General features: G+C 63.7%; 15 protein-coding genes and 1 tRNA gene. 12 read left to right on the top strand and 4 right to left on the bottom strand.

Going from position 1 to position 12,683, the window contains the following annotated elements:
* The first annotated feature begins 163 nt into the window (after positions 1–163).
* The 3 genes from MesoLj_RS09330 (at position 164) to MesoLj_RS09320 (ending at position 3,865) form a co-directional block, all read left to right on the top strand.
* Positions 164–1,564 (top strand): oligosaccharide flippase family protein, encoded by a 1,401-nt coding sequence (locus tag MesoLj_RS09330; RefSeq protein ID WP_140772284.1) that lies wholly within the window; start codon positions 164–166, stop codon positions 1,562–1,564.
* Positions 1,564–2,844, top strand: coding sequence for a GNAT family N-acetyltransferase (locus tag MesoLj_RS09325; RefSeq protein ID WP_140772286.1), 1,281 nt, complete (start codon positions 1,564–1,566; stop codon positions 2,842–2,844). The genes MesoLj_RS09330 and MesoLj_RS09325 overlap by 1 nt, the downstream gene beginning before the upstream one ends.
* Positions 2,845–3,190: 346 nt before the next feature.
* A complete protein-coding gene (locus MesoLj_RS09320; protein ID WP_202325819.1) occupies positions 3,191–3,865 on the top strand; it encodes a hypothetical protein in 675 nt (224 codons plus the stop codon).
* Positions 3,866–3,982: 117 nt separating this feature from the next.
* On the opposite strand, the gene MesoLj_RS09315 is transcribed toward MesoLj_RS09320, so the two are convergent.
* Positions 3,983–4,067, bottom strand: a tRNA-Leu gene (locus MesoLj_RS09315).
* Positions 4,068–4,085: 18 nt separating this feature from the next.
* Here MesoLj_RS09315 and MesoLj_RS09310 point away from each other — a divergent pair.
* The 3 genes from MesoLj_RS09310 (at position 4,086) to MesoLj_RS09300 (ending at position 5,527) form a co-directional block, all read left to right on the top strand.
* The gene (locus MesoLj_RS09310; RefSeq protein ID WP_181179819.1) at positions 4,086–4,247 is read left to right on the top strand and encodes a hypothetical protein; all 162 of its coding nucleotides are present in this window, start codon (positions 4,086–4,088) and stop codon (positions 4,245–4,247) included.
* 93 nt (positions 4,248–4,340) lie between these two features.
* Positions 4,341–4,928 carry a YqaA family protein gene (locus MesoLj_RS09305; RefSeq protein WP_202325818.1) on the top strand — a complete coding sequence of 196 codons (588 nt, stop codon included), beginning with the start codon at positions 4,341–4,343 and terminating at the stop codon, positions 4,926–4,928.
* An 80-nt stretch (positions 4,929–5,008) separates the two neighbouring features.
* Complete coding sequence (locus tag MesoLj_RS09300) at positions 5,009–5,527, top strand: disulfide bond formation protein B (RefSeq protein WP_202325817.1); 519 nt, start codon at positions 5,009–5,011, stop codon at positions 5,525–5,527.
* Positions 5,528–5,683: 156 nt separating this feature from the next.
* Here MesoLj_RS09300 and MesoLj_RS09295 read toward each other — a convergent pair whose 3' ends face one another.
* Both MesoLj_RS09295 and MesoLj_RS09290 read right to left on the bottom strand, forming a co-directional pair.
* On the bottom strand, positions 5,684–6,241 hold the full coding sequence (locus tag MesoLj_RS09295; protein WP_008874122.1) for an HNH endonuclease: 558 nt from the start codon (positions 6,239–6,241) through the stop codon (positions 5,684–5,686).
* Positions 6,242–6,369: 128 nt separating this feature from the next.
* Complete coding sequence (locus MesoLj_RS09290; protein WP_140772292.1) at positions 6,370–7,011, bottom strand: DNA-3-methyladenine glycosylase family protein; 642 nt, start codon at positions 7,009–7,011, stop codon at positions 6,370–6,372.
* Between the two features lie 75 nt (positions 7,012–7,086).
* Here MesoLj_RS09290 and gluQRS point away from each other — a divergent pair, with 75 nt between their 5' ends.
* Both gluQRS and MesoLj_RS09280 read left to right on the top strand, forming a co-directional pair.
* Positions 7,087–7,962, top strand: coding sequence for a tRNA glutamyl-Q(34) synthetase GluQRS (gluQRS, locus tag MesoLj_RS09285; RefSeq protein ID WP_202325816.1), 876 nt, complete (start codon positions 7,087–7,089; stop codon positions 7,960–7,962).
* Positions 7,963–8,112: 150 nt separating this feature from the next.
* Positions 8,113–9,027, top strand: coding sequence for a DMT family transporter (locus tag MesoLj_RS09280; protein WP_202325815.1), 915 nt, complete (start codon positions 8,113–8,115; stop codon positions 9,025–9,027).
* Positions 9,028–9,141: 114 nt separating this feature from the next.
* On the opposite strand, the gene MesoLj_RS09275 is transcribed toward MesoLj_RS09280, so the two are convergent.
* Positions 9,142–9,993 (bottom strand): YihY/virulence factor BrkB family protein, encoded by an 852-nt coding sequence (locus tag MesoLj_RS09275; RefSeq protein WP_140772298.1) that lies wholly within the window; start codon positions 9,991–9,993, stop codon positions 9,142–9,144.
* Positions 9,994–10,052: 59 nt separating this feature from the next.
* Here MesoLj_RS09275 and MesoLj_RS09270 point away from each other — a divergent pair, with 59 nt between their 5' ends.
* Genes MesoLj_RS09270 through MesoLj_RS09255 form a run of 4 tightly spaced genes read left to right on the top strand, consistent with a single transcriptional unit; the run spans position 10,053 to position 12,570 of the window.
* A complete protein-coding gene (locus MesoLj_RS09270; protein WP_202325814.1) occupies positions 10,053–10,919 on the top strand; it encodes an SDR family oxidoreductase in 867 nt (288 codons plus the stop codon).
* A 26-nt stretch (positions 10,920–10,945) separates the two neighbouring features.
* Complete coding sequence (locus MesoLj_RS09265) at positions 10,946–11,137, top strand: twin transmembrane helix small protein (protein WP_027031242.1); 192 nt, start codon at positions 10,946–10,948, stop codon at positions 11,135–11,137.
* 19 nt (positions 11,138–11,156) lie between these two features.
* Complete coding sequence (locus MesoLj_RS09260; protein ID WP_202325813.1) at positions 11,157–11,738, top strand: cob(I)yrinic acid a,c-diamide adenosyltransferase; 582 nt, start codon at positions 11,157–11,159, stop codon at positions 11,736–11,738.
* A gap of 31 nt (positions 11,739–11,769) precedes the next feature.
* Positions 11,770–12,570, top strand: a complete 801-nt coding sequence (locus MesoLj_RS09255) for a rhomboid family intramembrane serine protease (RefSeq protein WP_140772304.1) — start codon at positions 11,770–11,772, stop codon at positions 12,568–12,570.
* Positions 12,571–12,683 lie beyond the last annotated feature (113 nt).

Genomic DNA, 12,683 nt, shown 5'->3' with positions numbered 1-12,683 from the left:
CCCGTATTGGCGCAAACCGCCAAAAGCCGGCGCTGCCCCTCATCCGCCTGCCGGCACCTTCTCCCCGTAAACGGGGCGAAGGGATAACCCACCCAACCGTTTCTTAATGTGTCTCCGCTACACCAAAGCCTGAAAAAGAGGCGGAAAACGGAGAGAGATCGGGGTGCGCTTTTCCGCGGCCACGACTGCCGGGCGGTTCTTGCCGCAGCGTTTGGCGCTGCGCGTGGAGCCGTTGCTCGGCCGCATCGACGCCGTGCTGTTCACCGCCGATGAACGCGGCGAAGCCGGCCGCATGTCGGTCATCGCCTTCTCCATCCGCATCGTCAGCGCCGTCATCGCCTTCATCAGCCAGGTGCTGATGGCGCGCTGGATGGGCTCGTTCGAATACGGCATCTTCGTGCTTGTCTGGGTGACGATGGTCATCGTCGGCAACCTCGCCTGCCTCGGCTTCCACACCTCGGTCATCCGCTTCATCCCCGAATACCGCGAGCGCGGCATGATGGACGAACTGCGCGGCATCGTCGTGGCCAGCCGTCTGTTCGTGCTGATCGCCTCGACGATCATCGCCGGGCTCGGCGCGCTCGCTGTCTGGCTGGCGGCGCCCTGGATCGAAAACTACTACGTGATACCGTTCATCCTCGGCGCCATCTGCCTGCCGATGATCGCGGTGTCGGATCTGTTGCAGGGCCAGGCCAGGGCGAACAGCTGGGCGCTTTTCGCCCTGTCGCCGACCTATCTGATACGGCCGGTGCTGATCCTGCTGTTCATGGCGCTGATGCTTTTCGCCGGCTACGCCGCCGATGCCAGGACGGCGATTTTCGCCTCGATCGCCGCCACCTACGTCACCACGCTCGCTCAGTTGATCGGCGTCACCCACCGTATGGAAAGGCAGATCCCGGCCGGGCCGATGAAGGTGCATTTCGCGCAGTGGTTCGTCGTCTCGCTGCCGATCTTCCTGGTCGAGAGCTTCTTCTTCCTGCTCACCAATGCCGACGTGCTGATGGTCGGCGCCTATATGAATCCCAACGACGTCGCCGTCTATTTCGCCACGGTCAAGACGCTGGCGCTGGTGCATTTCGTCTATTTCGCCGTCAAGGCCGGCGTTGCCCAGCGCTACGCGCAATTCACCCATGGCGAGCCGGAAAAGCTCGCCGCCTTCGCCCGCGAGACGGTGTCGTGGACCTTCTGGCCCTCGCTGCTGATGGCGCTGCTGGTGCTGGCGCTGGGCAAACCCATGCTGGTGCTGTTCGGCCCCGAATTCACGTCGGGCTATCCGCTTCTGTTCCTGCTCGTCTTCGGCGTCGTGGCGCGCGCCGCCGTCGGCCCCTGCGAGAGCCTGCTCACCATGAGCGGCAACCAGAACATCTGCGCCGCCGTCTATGCCATGACACTGGCCTTCAACATCGGCCTCAACGTGGTGCTGATCCCGCATTTCGGCCTCTGGGGCGCGGCCATGGCCACCGCCTTTGCCATGATCTTCGAAGCCAGCGCGCTGTCCTTCACGGTGTGGCGCAAGCTCGGCATCGTCATGGCGATCTTCGTGCCAGCCAAAGGAGCCGCCTGATGGCCGCCATCCCGTTGCTCGAGGAAACCAGCGGCGGCACTGCCGGCGCCATGGTGTCCGGCCTTGCCGGGCTGGCGCGCGATCCCGACCCCGCCCATATCGAAATCTTCGCCAACAACCGGCCCGAGCGCAAGCTTGCTATCTATCCGGCATCGGCCGGTTTCGACCTGGTCGAGGAGCTGGACTATCTCTGCGCCCGCACGATCGAGCCGAACGTCTTCTTCAACCCGCGCTTCCTGGCGCCCGCCATGCCCCGGCTCGAAGATCGCGAAGTGAGGCTGGCCGTGATCCGCGACGGCGACGAATACCGTAACCGGCTGCGCCTCCTGGTGCCGATCTCGGTGGAGCGCCCGGTTGTCCCGCTCGGCGTTCCGGTGATGCGTACCTGGTCGAGCCCCTTCGGCCCGCTCGGCACGCCGCTGATCGACCGCGACGATCCGGTCGGTGTCGTCGAGGACTTCTTCTCGATGCTGTCGCGCCCGCATCTCAAACTGCCGAAAGTCTTCGTGCTCCCCGACATCAGGCTCGACGGCCCGGTGGCGAGCCTGCTCGGCACGGTGGCCGAAACGCGTGGCCTGACGCTGGTCACCACCGGCCAGACCCTGCGCCCGGTGCTGGAGAGCGAGCTCGACGGCGACGACTATCTGAAGGCATCGCTGCGCTCGCACCATTATCGCGAGTTCCGCCGCCTGAAGCGGCGCCTTGCCGACCTCGGCAGGCTGGAGCATGTGGTGGCGCGCGGCCCCGAGGAAATCCGCCATGCCATAGAGAGCTTCCTGACGCTGGAAGCGTCCGGCTGGAAGGGCCGCGAGCGCACCGCCATGGCGATCGACCGCTTCCGGGCCGCCTTCGCCCGCGAGGCCGTGCACCGGCTCGCCGAACAGGACATGTGCCGCATCCATTCGCTGACGCTCGACGGCCGCACCATCGCCTGCCTGATCGTCTTCGTCGAAGCCGGCGTCGCCTATACCTGGAAGACGGCCTATGACGAGACGCTGGCCGCCTATTCGCCGGGCACGCTGCTTATGATCGAGGTCACCCGGCAGCATCTCGACGATCCCAACATCATGATGACCGATTCCTGCGCGGTGCCCGACCATCCGGTGATGAGCAGGCTGTGGAGCGAGCGCAAGCCGATCGGCACGCTGGTGATCGGGCTGACCACGGACGCCGACCGCCTCGCCCGCCAGGCCGCCTCGCAACTGCATCTCTATCGCGAGACCCGCAACATGGCGCGCCTGCTGCGCAACCGGATGAAGAGCCTGCTGAGACGGCGCTGAATGCCGGCCTCCAGTTTGCGACAACCCGGCCTTTGGATAGCCTTGTTGATCGGCCTCTTGATCCTGTTTAGACATATATTCGGGGACTGGATCCCCTTCTAGCCATCGGCTCGATGGCTAGCCGGCTGCCGCGCAACCGGCTGGTGTGAGCGTGCCTCCGCCGTCTCGCCGGTGTGGCCAATCTGCACCGCCGAGACCCCATCGAGAGCCGTGTGGGCAAAGTCGTCCACACGAATGGCACACCGTCACATAACTGTAATGACGCGCGCCTAGCTAAATCGCCGCCACATCCCAACGCGCCGCTCCATTCCGATGCGCCGCTACATATCGAGGAAAGACCATGCTTTTGCGCACCATCATCGCCCCATTGGGCGTTTGCTTGTCCACGGCCACATCGGCCTTTGCGGCCGATCTGGTCGAAGCCCCGCCACCGGCAGCCCCGACCTGGACGATTGGAATAGAGGGGAGCCCGGAATTCTACGCCATCAACAATGGCAGCAACACCGCCCGGTCGCTTGCCGACACCTATTTCAAGCTCAGCGTTTCGCACAGTTTCGACAACAATTTCGTCGGCGGCATCTTTATCCAGCCCACCTTCAAGACCGGTGGAAAATCCCAGTACTACGCCGAAGCCAGCCTCGGCTACAAAATCAAGGTCACGGATGCCTTCACCCTGACCCCCAGCCTGGGGCTCGGCTACACCTGGCACGATACAGGCATCATCAAGGACGCGGATGCCAATGCGAATGTTCCTTACTACGCCCTGTATATCGCGGGCGATTGGAAGGTCTCCAAGCAATGGACCTGGAACGTCTTCAACTTCCGCTACCGCAATGCCTTCAACACCACCTGGGAAACGCCCAAGCTGGCCACCGGTTTGACCTACAGCATCGACTCCACCAACGCGGTCTATGCCAGCGTTGGCTATTCCTGGAAGAAGACCGATACCACCTCGGCCCCCTACAACGATCTCGCGGGTGACAAATGGAATATCGCGATCGGCTATAAGCATTCGCTCTGAGCGGATTGACGAGGGCGCAGGCTGGCGCTGTAGCCGGCCTGCGCCTCGATCCTGTCAGCGGGTTTTGCCCTGCATCATGCGCAGGCGAGCAATACGGATCAGTTCCTGAACATGGAATGGTGCCCCTAGCCGGGATCGAACCAGCACTCCTTGCGGAACTCGATTTTGAGTCGAGCGCGTCTACCAATTCCGCCATAGGGGCTCAGGCCGGACAGCCTGGATGGGCGCGGACTATACGGTCGGAGGCCTGTTCGTCAACTGGCCAATTCTCAGCAATCCCCGGATGCGACCAACTGCGCCTTTCGATTTCGTGGCGGCGCTGCCATTGTGCGGCGCGGAAAATCTTTCTAGACAGGCGGCGCATGATGCGTGGCGGGTCTGAAGGCACCGACGCGCAAGCCTGGGCTCCTGTTTTCATCCCTGCCATTGTCCCCGGGCGGCTGCGCATTTTGGACCACATGCATTAGGAGAGCCGATGCTTCGCGGACTGTACGACTGGACCTTGTCGCTGGCGGCCCGCAAATCCGCGGAATGGTGGCTGGCCTTCATCGCTTTCGTCGAAAGCTCTGTGTTCCTCGTGCCGGCCGATGTGCTCTATCTGCCGATGGCGCTGTCGCGGCCGGATCGTGCCTATCGCTATGCGCTGATCGCCACCGCCGCCTCGGTGCTGGGCGGCATTGCCGGCTGGTTCATCGGCCACTACGCTTATGAGGCGGTGGCACGGCCGATCCTCGAATTCTACGGCAAGTATGATGAGTTCGAGCAACTGCGCACCTCGTCGGGCGTCGGCTTCATCATCCTGATGCTGATCACCTCGGGTGCGGCGCACCTGCCGCCGATCAAGGTGGTGACGATCCTGTCCGGCGTCATCGGCGTCAATCTGGCGCTGTTCATCGTGCTGGCCATCGTGGCGCGCGGCGCCCGGTTCCTGCTCTTGGCCTGGCTGTTGCGCCGCTATGGCGAGTCGATCCGCGAGTTCATCGAAAAGCGCCTTGGCCTGATCGTCGGCGCCGCCGCGGCTGCCCTGATTTTGCTCTATATCCTGATCAAATACGCCCTCTGAGGCCCAGGTCTCAAAACCGGGTGACGGTTTTGAGGGGCAAGCGGACCCGGCGGGCGGCGAACACAACGGACGAAAGACCCATGACAGCGACCATGAATGTCGATACCGGACGCCAGCGGACGCGGACTGCCCTGTTTCTCGCCGTCGCCATGGCCGCGACCGTCGGCTCGGCGCTCGGCTTCCAGTACATTGGCGGCTACATCCCCTGCCATCTCTGCCTGGAACAGCGCACCCCCTACTATATCGGCATACCGCTGATGGTGCTGGCGGTGATCGCATCGATGCTGCGCGCGCCCGCATGGCTGACGCGCGGCCTGCTGGGCATTGGCGGCCTCTTGATGCTCTACGGCCTCTATCTCGGCGTCTACCATTCCGGCGTCGAATGGCAGTGGTGGGCCGGCCCGACCGACTGCACCGCGGGCGCAGGCCCGGTGGACACCGGCGGCAAGGGCGTGCTCGACGCGCTCGACAAATTCGTGCCGCCCTCCTGCGACAAGGCGGCGCTGCGCATCCTGGGCCTATCGCTGGCCGGCTGGAACGCCATCGCCAGCCTCATCCTGGCCGCCGTCGCCTTCCGGGGTGCGCTGGCCCGCGACTAGTTAAACCAGCGCGGCACAGAGTTCGTCCAGAAATTCGGCAGGCTGAGTCGAATGGCGAAGCTTTCGAGAACCGGAGCGGAGCGTACTTAAGTACGTGAGCACCGGAAGCGCAGAAAGCTGCGTCAGGCGGCCAGTATGGCGGATTTCTGCCGAACTCTATGGTTCGAGTTCGACATCCCAGTAAAGATAATCCATCCAGCTTTCATGCAGATGGTTCGGCGGGAACAGGCGGCCGTTGTTGTGCAGATCATGCACCGTCGGCTGATAAGGCTTCTGCAGCGGCCACATCTTGGCGTGCGCCGGCATCATGCCGCCCTTCCTGAGGTTGCAGGGCGAACAGGCGGCGACGACATTCTCCCAGGTCGTCGCGCCGCCGCGATGGCGCGGGATGACATGGTCGAACGTCAGATCCTCGGGCGTGCCGCAATACTGGCATTGGAAGCGATCGCGCAGGAACACATTGAAGCGGGTGAAGGCCGGATGCCGGGACGGCTTCACATAGGCTTTCAGGCTGACCACGCTCGGCAGCTTCATGGAGAAGGTCGGCGAGGACACCGCATGCTCGTATTCGGCGACGATGTTCACCCGGTCGAGGAACACCGCCTTGATGGCATCCTGCCAGGACCAGAGCGACAGGGGGTAATAGCTGAGCGGACGGTAATCCGCATTCAGCACCAGTGCTGGAAGCCCATCCGGAGATACGGCAACCGTCACGTGTTTACCTCCTTGGTTCTAGACCCGAACGGCGCGGATACTGTAAGCCCGACATGACAGGGATGTGAAGCGGATTGTCGCTTGCCCAAGGCGTCAAAAACCCTCGATTTTTATACTTTTTTGCGGATTCAGGACGGCGGCGCGGCGTCCCTGCCTCTGGTTTCGCGATAATAGGACCAGAAAAGCCGCGATGCGACACCTCGCCACGGGCTCCATGATTCGGCCAATGCGATCAGCGTTTTCTCCGGCGGACGCGGGTCGATGCCGAGCGCATGGCCGACCGCCGTTTGCAGCGCGACATCGCGCGCGGGAAAGATGTCGGGGTGCCCGGCGGCAAACAGAAGGTACACTTCCGCCGTCCAGGGACCGATGCCGGGCACCGCGGTCATCGCCGTGATCGCATCGGTCGCGTCGAGCGAACAGAGGTGATTGAGGTCGAGCCCGCCGGCCACGGCCTGGGCAACCGCGATCAATCCGCGCTGCTTGGGCCGCGACAGGCCGGCCTCGCGAAACATGTCCTCGCCGGCGGCCAGGATCGCCTGCGGCGTCAGCGGATCGACCAGCCTGGTCAGCCGGCCGAAGATCGCATCGGCGCTCGCCCGGGAGACCTGTTGCGAGACGATGATCGAGGCCAGGCTCCTGAAGCCCGGCTCGGACAGCCTGAGCGGCACCTCGCCGGCCATGCCGCGCACCTTTTCCAGGCGCGGGTCGATGATGCAGAGCGCATCCAGGCCGCGGGCAATGTCGTCCAGTGTCGCGATACGTTGCATGGTTTCCTTGTCCTGGAATGTGCCGCAAGGTAGCAACCGCCGAAACAGCAGCACAACCCGATTGCCGCCAAAGATATGACGCTCCTGACATTCCGCTTCGCACCCAGCCCCAACGGCGAACTGCATCTCGGCCACGCCTATTCGGCGCTGCTCAACCAGAAGCTGGCAAAGGTCACTGGCGGCCGCCTGCTGCTGCGCATCGAGGATATCGACACCACGCGCTGCACGCCGCAATTCGAGGCGGGCGTGCTTGCCGATCTGGAAAGGCTGGGGCTTGGCTGGGAAGAGCCAGTGCGCCGCCAGTCCGAGCATTTCGCGGAGTATCAGGCGGTGCTTGACCGGCTGATCCGCGAAGAACTCGTCTATCCCGCCTTCATGAGCCGAGGCGACATCAGGGCCTTCATCGCCGACAGCGAAAAGCGCGGACGTGACTGGCCGCACGATCCCGACGGCGTGCCGCTCTATCCCCCCGCCGACAAGGCGCTACCGGTGAAAGAACGCAAACGGCGCATCGCCGACAACGAGCCTTTTGCCTGGCGGCTGGATGTCGGCGCCGCCATGGCGCGTGTCGGCAAGGACCTCGCCTGGACCGAATTCACCGATGAGACACTATCCGCGACGCGCCCGGTCGAGGCCCGTCCACAGGATTGGGGCGACGTGATCGTGGCACGCCGCGACATCCCGACCAGCTACCACCTCGCCGTCATTGTCGATGACGCCCTGCAAGGCGTCAGCCATGTCGTGCGCGGCCAGGACCTGTTTTCCGCCACCGGTGTGCAGCGGCTGCTGCAGGAATTGCTTGGGCTGCCGCAACCCGCCTACTTCCACCATCGGCTCATCCTCGGGCCGGACGGGCGAAAACTGTCGAAGAGCCTTGGCGACACCGGCCTTGCCAAGCTGCGCGGGGCCGGCGCGACACCTGACGACATCAGGCGGATGATTGGACTTTGACCTCTGCGAGGTCGGGAGAACCGGACGCCGGACCCACCGCTCCGTTGAATTCCCGTGATGCATGGATCAATCGTTTCGTTTTGCGCGCCGGGTTGAACGGGACTAGAGCATCGCCACGGTCAACTCTCCCCAACGCGGCGGTCTCCGGGAATGCACAGCATCAAGCGTTTCATCCCCGCCACCTTCGTCGTCCTGTGGGCGACCGGCTTCATCGGCGCGCGCTACGCCATGCCATGGGCGGAGCCATTCACCTTCCTCGCCGCGCGTTTCGTCATCGCCGCCATCCTGCTGGCTGTCCTGATGCCGGTGCTGGGCTCGAAGCGAGCCACCCGCAAGGAGGCGCTGCACGCCACCGGCGCCGGCGTGCTCATGCATGGCGTCTATCTCGGCGCCGTCTTCTGGGCCATCCACCGGGGCATGCCGGCCGGGTTTTCGGCCCTGATCGTCGGCCTGCAACCGCTGATCACGGCGGTGCTTGCCGGCAAGTTCCTCGGCGAGGCAATCCTGCCGCGCCACTGGCTTGGCCTTGGCATCGGCCTGATCGGCATCGTCATCGTGCTGTGGCCAAAACTCGGGGCGCTGGGTGGCGGCGTGACCGCCGCGACCCTGGCCGCCTCGCTGGTCTCGGTGCTCGGCATGAGCGCCGGCACCATCTGGCAGAAGCGTTTCGCTTCCGGCGGCGACCTCGTGGCGGCCACCATGTGGCAATATGTCGGCGGCGGCTCGCTGATGATCCTTGCCGCGCTTGCCTTCGAGACACACACCGTCGTCATCAATGGCGAACTGATCTTCGCCATGGCCTGGCTCGTACTGGTGCTGTCGCTCGGCGCCATCTTCCTGTTGATGGTGATGATCCGCGACGGCGAGATGTCAAAGGTCGCCTCGCTGTTCTACCTCGTCCCGGCGGTAACGGCGGTCATCGCCTGGGCGTTGTTCGACGAGCAGCTCAACGCGCTGCAGATCGTCGGCATGGCCATCACGACTTTCGGCGTTGGCCTGGCAACGGCGCGGCAGACCAGGGGAAGAATTGCAGGTAAGGGAAGGATTGAGGAACTGAGGAACTGAGGAACTGAGGAACTGAGGAACTGAGGAACTGAGGAAGCAGCCTGCGTACTGCTTCTTCAATTCTTCAATTCTTCAATTCCCCAGTTCTTCAGTTCCCCTTATCCCGCTACCGACTCATCCGACCCGGGCCCGCGCCTCCAGATAGCGGCTGATCGCGGCATTGAGCTCGCCGCCAAGGATGAAGATCGCCGAGACGATGTAGAGGAAGACCACCGCGATCATGATCGAGGCCAGCCCGGCATAGGTCGTCACATAGGACGAGAAATGGTCGAGATAAGTGGCGAACATGGTCGAGCCGATAAGCCACGCCGCCAGCGTGAAGACGATGCCCGGCACCAGCGACACGAAGCGGCGCTTGCCGGCCGGCAGCCAGTAATGCACGGCAAACAGCCCGCCGATGATGACGGCTGAGGCAATGACGTAACGCCACAGCGTGATCGTGCCGGTATAGGGCTTGATCCACTGGAAATGAGCTTCCGCCAGCCGCGCCAGCAGCGGCGCGAACACCAGCAGCACGCTGATCGCCAGGAACCCTGCGGTGGCGATCAGCACGAAGAAGATGCTCTGCACACGACGGTAGATGATGCCGCGCGTCTCCGTGACGCGATAGGCCCGGTTGAGCGACGTGCGCAGCGCCTCGATGCCGTTCGAGGCAAAGTAGGCGGCGAGCAGCACGCCATAGGTCAACAGGTCGCTGCGCCGGACGGTCAGCACGTTCAGCACCTCATGCGCGATCGGCTTGGCGATCTGATCGGGCCAGGTGTCGAAGACCAGGTGCACGGCCGTGTCGGCAAAGGCCTCGGCGCCAAGGAAGCTGCCCAGCGTCGTGGCGAAGATCAGGAACGGAAACAGCGCCATCAGCGAGGTGATCGCCAGATGGCTGGCCATGGCCCAGCCGTCATCGGTGTTGAAATGGCCGAGAGCGTCGTAGAGCACGCGGCGCAGGGCGACAATATTCCGCAGCAAAAACGCGCGCTCCCCTTCGATTGTCTAGACGCCGCGAATATGGGAAGTGAATGCGGCAAATGGCAACCCTTCGTCAAACCACGAATTCTCCAGCGGCGGAGTTGCGCACCGTCATCGTCACTGGCGCGTCTTCAGGGATAGGCGCCTATTGCGCCCGAGCGTTGAAGGCCGAGGGCTGGCGGGTGTTCGCGACGGCGCGCAAGCACCAAGACATCGCCGCCCTCGAAGCGGACGGCATCGAGGCTTTTTACCTCGACTACGGCGAACCGGATTCTATCGCCGTCCTGGTAACTTCAGTGCTCGAACGCACCGGCGGCCGGCTCGACGCCTTGTTCAACAATGGCGCCTACGCGCAGGCCGGTGCGGTCGAGGACCTGTCGGTGGCCGCGCTCAAGGAGCAGTTCGAGGTCAATTTCTTCGGCTGGCACGATCTGACCCGCCGTCTGGTCCCGGTGATGCGCCGCCAGGGTCACGGCCGCATTGTCCATTGCTCGTCGATACTCGGCCTCGTGCCGGTGCGCTTTCGCGGCGCCTATTCGGCGTCGAAACATGCGCTCGAGGCGCTGATGCTCTGCCAGCGCCAGGAACTGGAAGGCAGCGGCATCCATGTTTCGCTCATCGAACCGGGGCCGGTGAAATCGAAGATCGCCAGCAACGGCCTGCCCTGGTTCCTGAAAAACATCGACATCGAGAATTCCGTGCACAGTGCGGACTATGCCGCGCAGCTGGAACGGCTGCGGGCCGGCGGCAGCCAATCGGCGCTGAAGCCTGGGCCGGAAGTGGTCCACAAGGTTCTGCGCCATGCACTTCTGTCGCGGCGCCCGCGCCCGCACTATGTGGTAACAGTGCCGGCCAGGATTGGCGCTGCATTCAAGCGCATCCTGCCGGCATCGATGCTCTACCGCCTGATGGCCAAGCGCGCCTGAACGCGAAAACAACTGGAAACGCAACAATGGCAACCGTCTTCAATATCCTCGCCATTCTGGTCATGGCCGCCGTGGTGATCGTGCTGATCCGGGGCCTCATCAACATGATGCGCGGCGGTTCCGGCGTTACCTCGAACAAGCTGATGCAGGCACGCGTGATGCTGCAGGCCGTGGCGCTGGTGCTGATCCTGCTGGCGGTGTATTTCACCCGCAAATGAGGACCGTTCGGGAGGCGATGTGGTCAAGCTCAACAAGATCTACACCCGCACCGGTGATGACGGCACGACAGGACTCGGTACTGGCGAGCGGCGGCTGAAATCCGACCTGCGGGTGGATGCCTACGGCACGGTTGACGAGGCCAATGCCTGCATCGGCATTGCCCGTGTCCACACGGCAGCCAGCCACCCGGCGATCGATGCCATGCTTTCGCGCATCCAGAACGATCTGTTCGACCTCGGTGCCGACCTTGCCGTACCCGACGACGGCAAGCCGCTGGGCTATGAGCCTTTGCGGATCACGCCCGTGCAGACCGACCGGGTCGAGAAGGACATCGACCTCCTCAACAAGGATCTGCAGCCGCTCAAATCCTTCGTGCTCAACGGCGGCACGCCGGCCGCCGCTGCCCTGCATCTTGCCCGCACCGTGGCACGGCGGGCCGAACGGCTGATGGTGGCGCTGGCTCAGGATCCGGTCGAGCATGTCAACCGCGACGGGCTGAAATACATCAACCGCGTCTCGGACTTCCTGTTTGTCGCCGCCCGGGCGGTCAATGACAATGGAAATGCCGACGTGCTATGGGTTCCCGGCAAGAACCGCTGAACGGACCGAAAGCGGGAGGGGCCAGACACGCATGTTCATCCCGCTTTACGACACCAACAGGCTGCGCCACATCCGCCTGCAATATGTGACGATCGGCCTGATCGTGGTCAACGCGCTGGTCTATTGCGCCACCGCGCTCGGCGGGGAGAACTTCACCAACGCCGCCGTGCTTGGCCTCGGCTTCATCCCGTCCGTCGTCCATGACACGGCCGAGCTCGACCCTCGCTTTGTGATCATCCCCGAAAGCCTGAGTTACCTCACCTATTCCTTCCTGCATGCCGACATCTTCCACCTTGGCGGCAACATGCTGTTCCTGTGGGTGTTCGGCGACAATGTCGAGGATGCCCTCGGCCACATCCGCTACCTCATCTTCTATCTCCTGTGCGCCGTCGCCGGCGCCGCCTTCCAGAGCTTCGTCGCCTGGGACTCGCAGGTGCCGCTGATCGGCGCCTCCGGCGCCATTGCCGGCGTGGTCGTCGCCTACCTGATCCTCTATCCCCGGGTGAAGGTCTGGGTGCTTGCCTTTGCCCGCATACCGCTGCGCATTCCGGCCTTCATCCCGCTGATCCTGTGGGTGCTGTTCCAGGTCTTCATGTTTGCCGCTGGTGGCGAGGATCAGATTTCCTGGGCCTGCCACATCGGCGGCATCATTGCAGGCGCGGTGCTGGTGCTTGTCCTGCGCAGCCGCGGCGTGCCGCTTTTTGCCGGCGCGGACGAGGACACCGTGGCTCCCACTCCCGACCAGCCGCCGGTCGCGGCTCAGCCAGCGGCGCCCGAACCGCCCGCCACCACGGCGCGCTGGGGCCGGGGAAACCCTTCTGGCCCGAACTGAACCGATTTGAGCCGCTTTCAGCGTATTGACGTCAAGGGTTGCCCCAACTACGGAAACGTCTCCGTCCGAGCCCAAGGCTGTTAAGGAGCAGTCAAAGACGGGCAAAGACCAGA

The sequence above is a fragment of the Mesorhizobium sp. 113-3-9 genome, assembly GCF_016756515.1.
GTDB lineage: Bacteria > Pseudomonadota > Alphaproteobacteria > Rhizobiales > Rhizobiaceae > Mesorhizobium.
The sequence above is the reverse complement of the archived record's forward strand: the minus strand, read 5'-3'. Positions and strand labels throughout refer to the sequence as shown.

What these genes read in the sequence shown, in the direction of transcription:
- MesoLj_RS09255 (WP_140772304.1), top strand. Translation starts at nt 11,770, where the DNA reads ATGTTCATCCCGCTTTACGACACCAACAGGCTGCGCCACATCCGCCTG.
- MesoLj_RS09265 (WP_027031242.1), top strand. Translation starts at nt 10,946, where the DNA reads ATGGCAACCGTCTTCAATATCCTCGCCATTCTGGTCATGGCCGCCGTG.
- MesoLj_RS09305 (WP_202325818.1), top strand. Translation starts at nt 4,341, where the DNA reads ATGCTTCGCGGACTGTACGACTGGACCTTGTCGCTGGCGGCCCGCAAA.
- MesoLj_RS09280 (WP_202325815.1), top strand. Translation starts at nt 8,113, where the DNA reads ATGCACAGCATCAAGCGTTTCATCCCCGCCACCTTCGTCGTCCTGTGG.
- MesoLj_RS09325 (WP_140772286.1), top strand. Translation starts at nt 1,564, where the DNA reads ATGGCCGCCATCCCGTTGCTCGAGGAAACCAGCGGCGGCACTGCCGGC.
- MesoLj_RS09290 (WP_140772292.1), bottom strand. Translation starts at nt 7,011, where the DNA reads ATGCAACGTATCGCGACACTGGACGACATTGCCCGCGGCCTGGATGCG.
- MesoLj_RS09270 (WP_202325814.1), top strand. Translation starts at nt 10,053, where the DNA reads ATGGCAACCCTTCGTCAAACCACGAATTCTCCAGCGGCGGAGTTGCGC.
- gluQRS (WP_202325816.1), top strand. Translation starts at nt 7,087, where the DNA reads ATGACGCTCCTGACATTCCGCTTCGCACCCAGCCCCAACGGCGAACTG.
- MesoLj_RS09300 (WP_202325817.1), top strand. Translation starts at nt 5,009, where the DNA reads ATGACAGCGACCATGAATGTCGATACCGGACGCCAGCGGACGCGGACT.
- MesoLj_RS09310 (WP_181179819.1), top strand. Translation starts at nt 4,086, where the DNA reads ATGGGCGCGGACTATACGGTCGGAGGCCTGTTCGTCAACTGGCCAATT.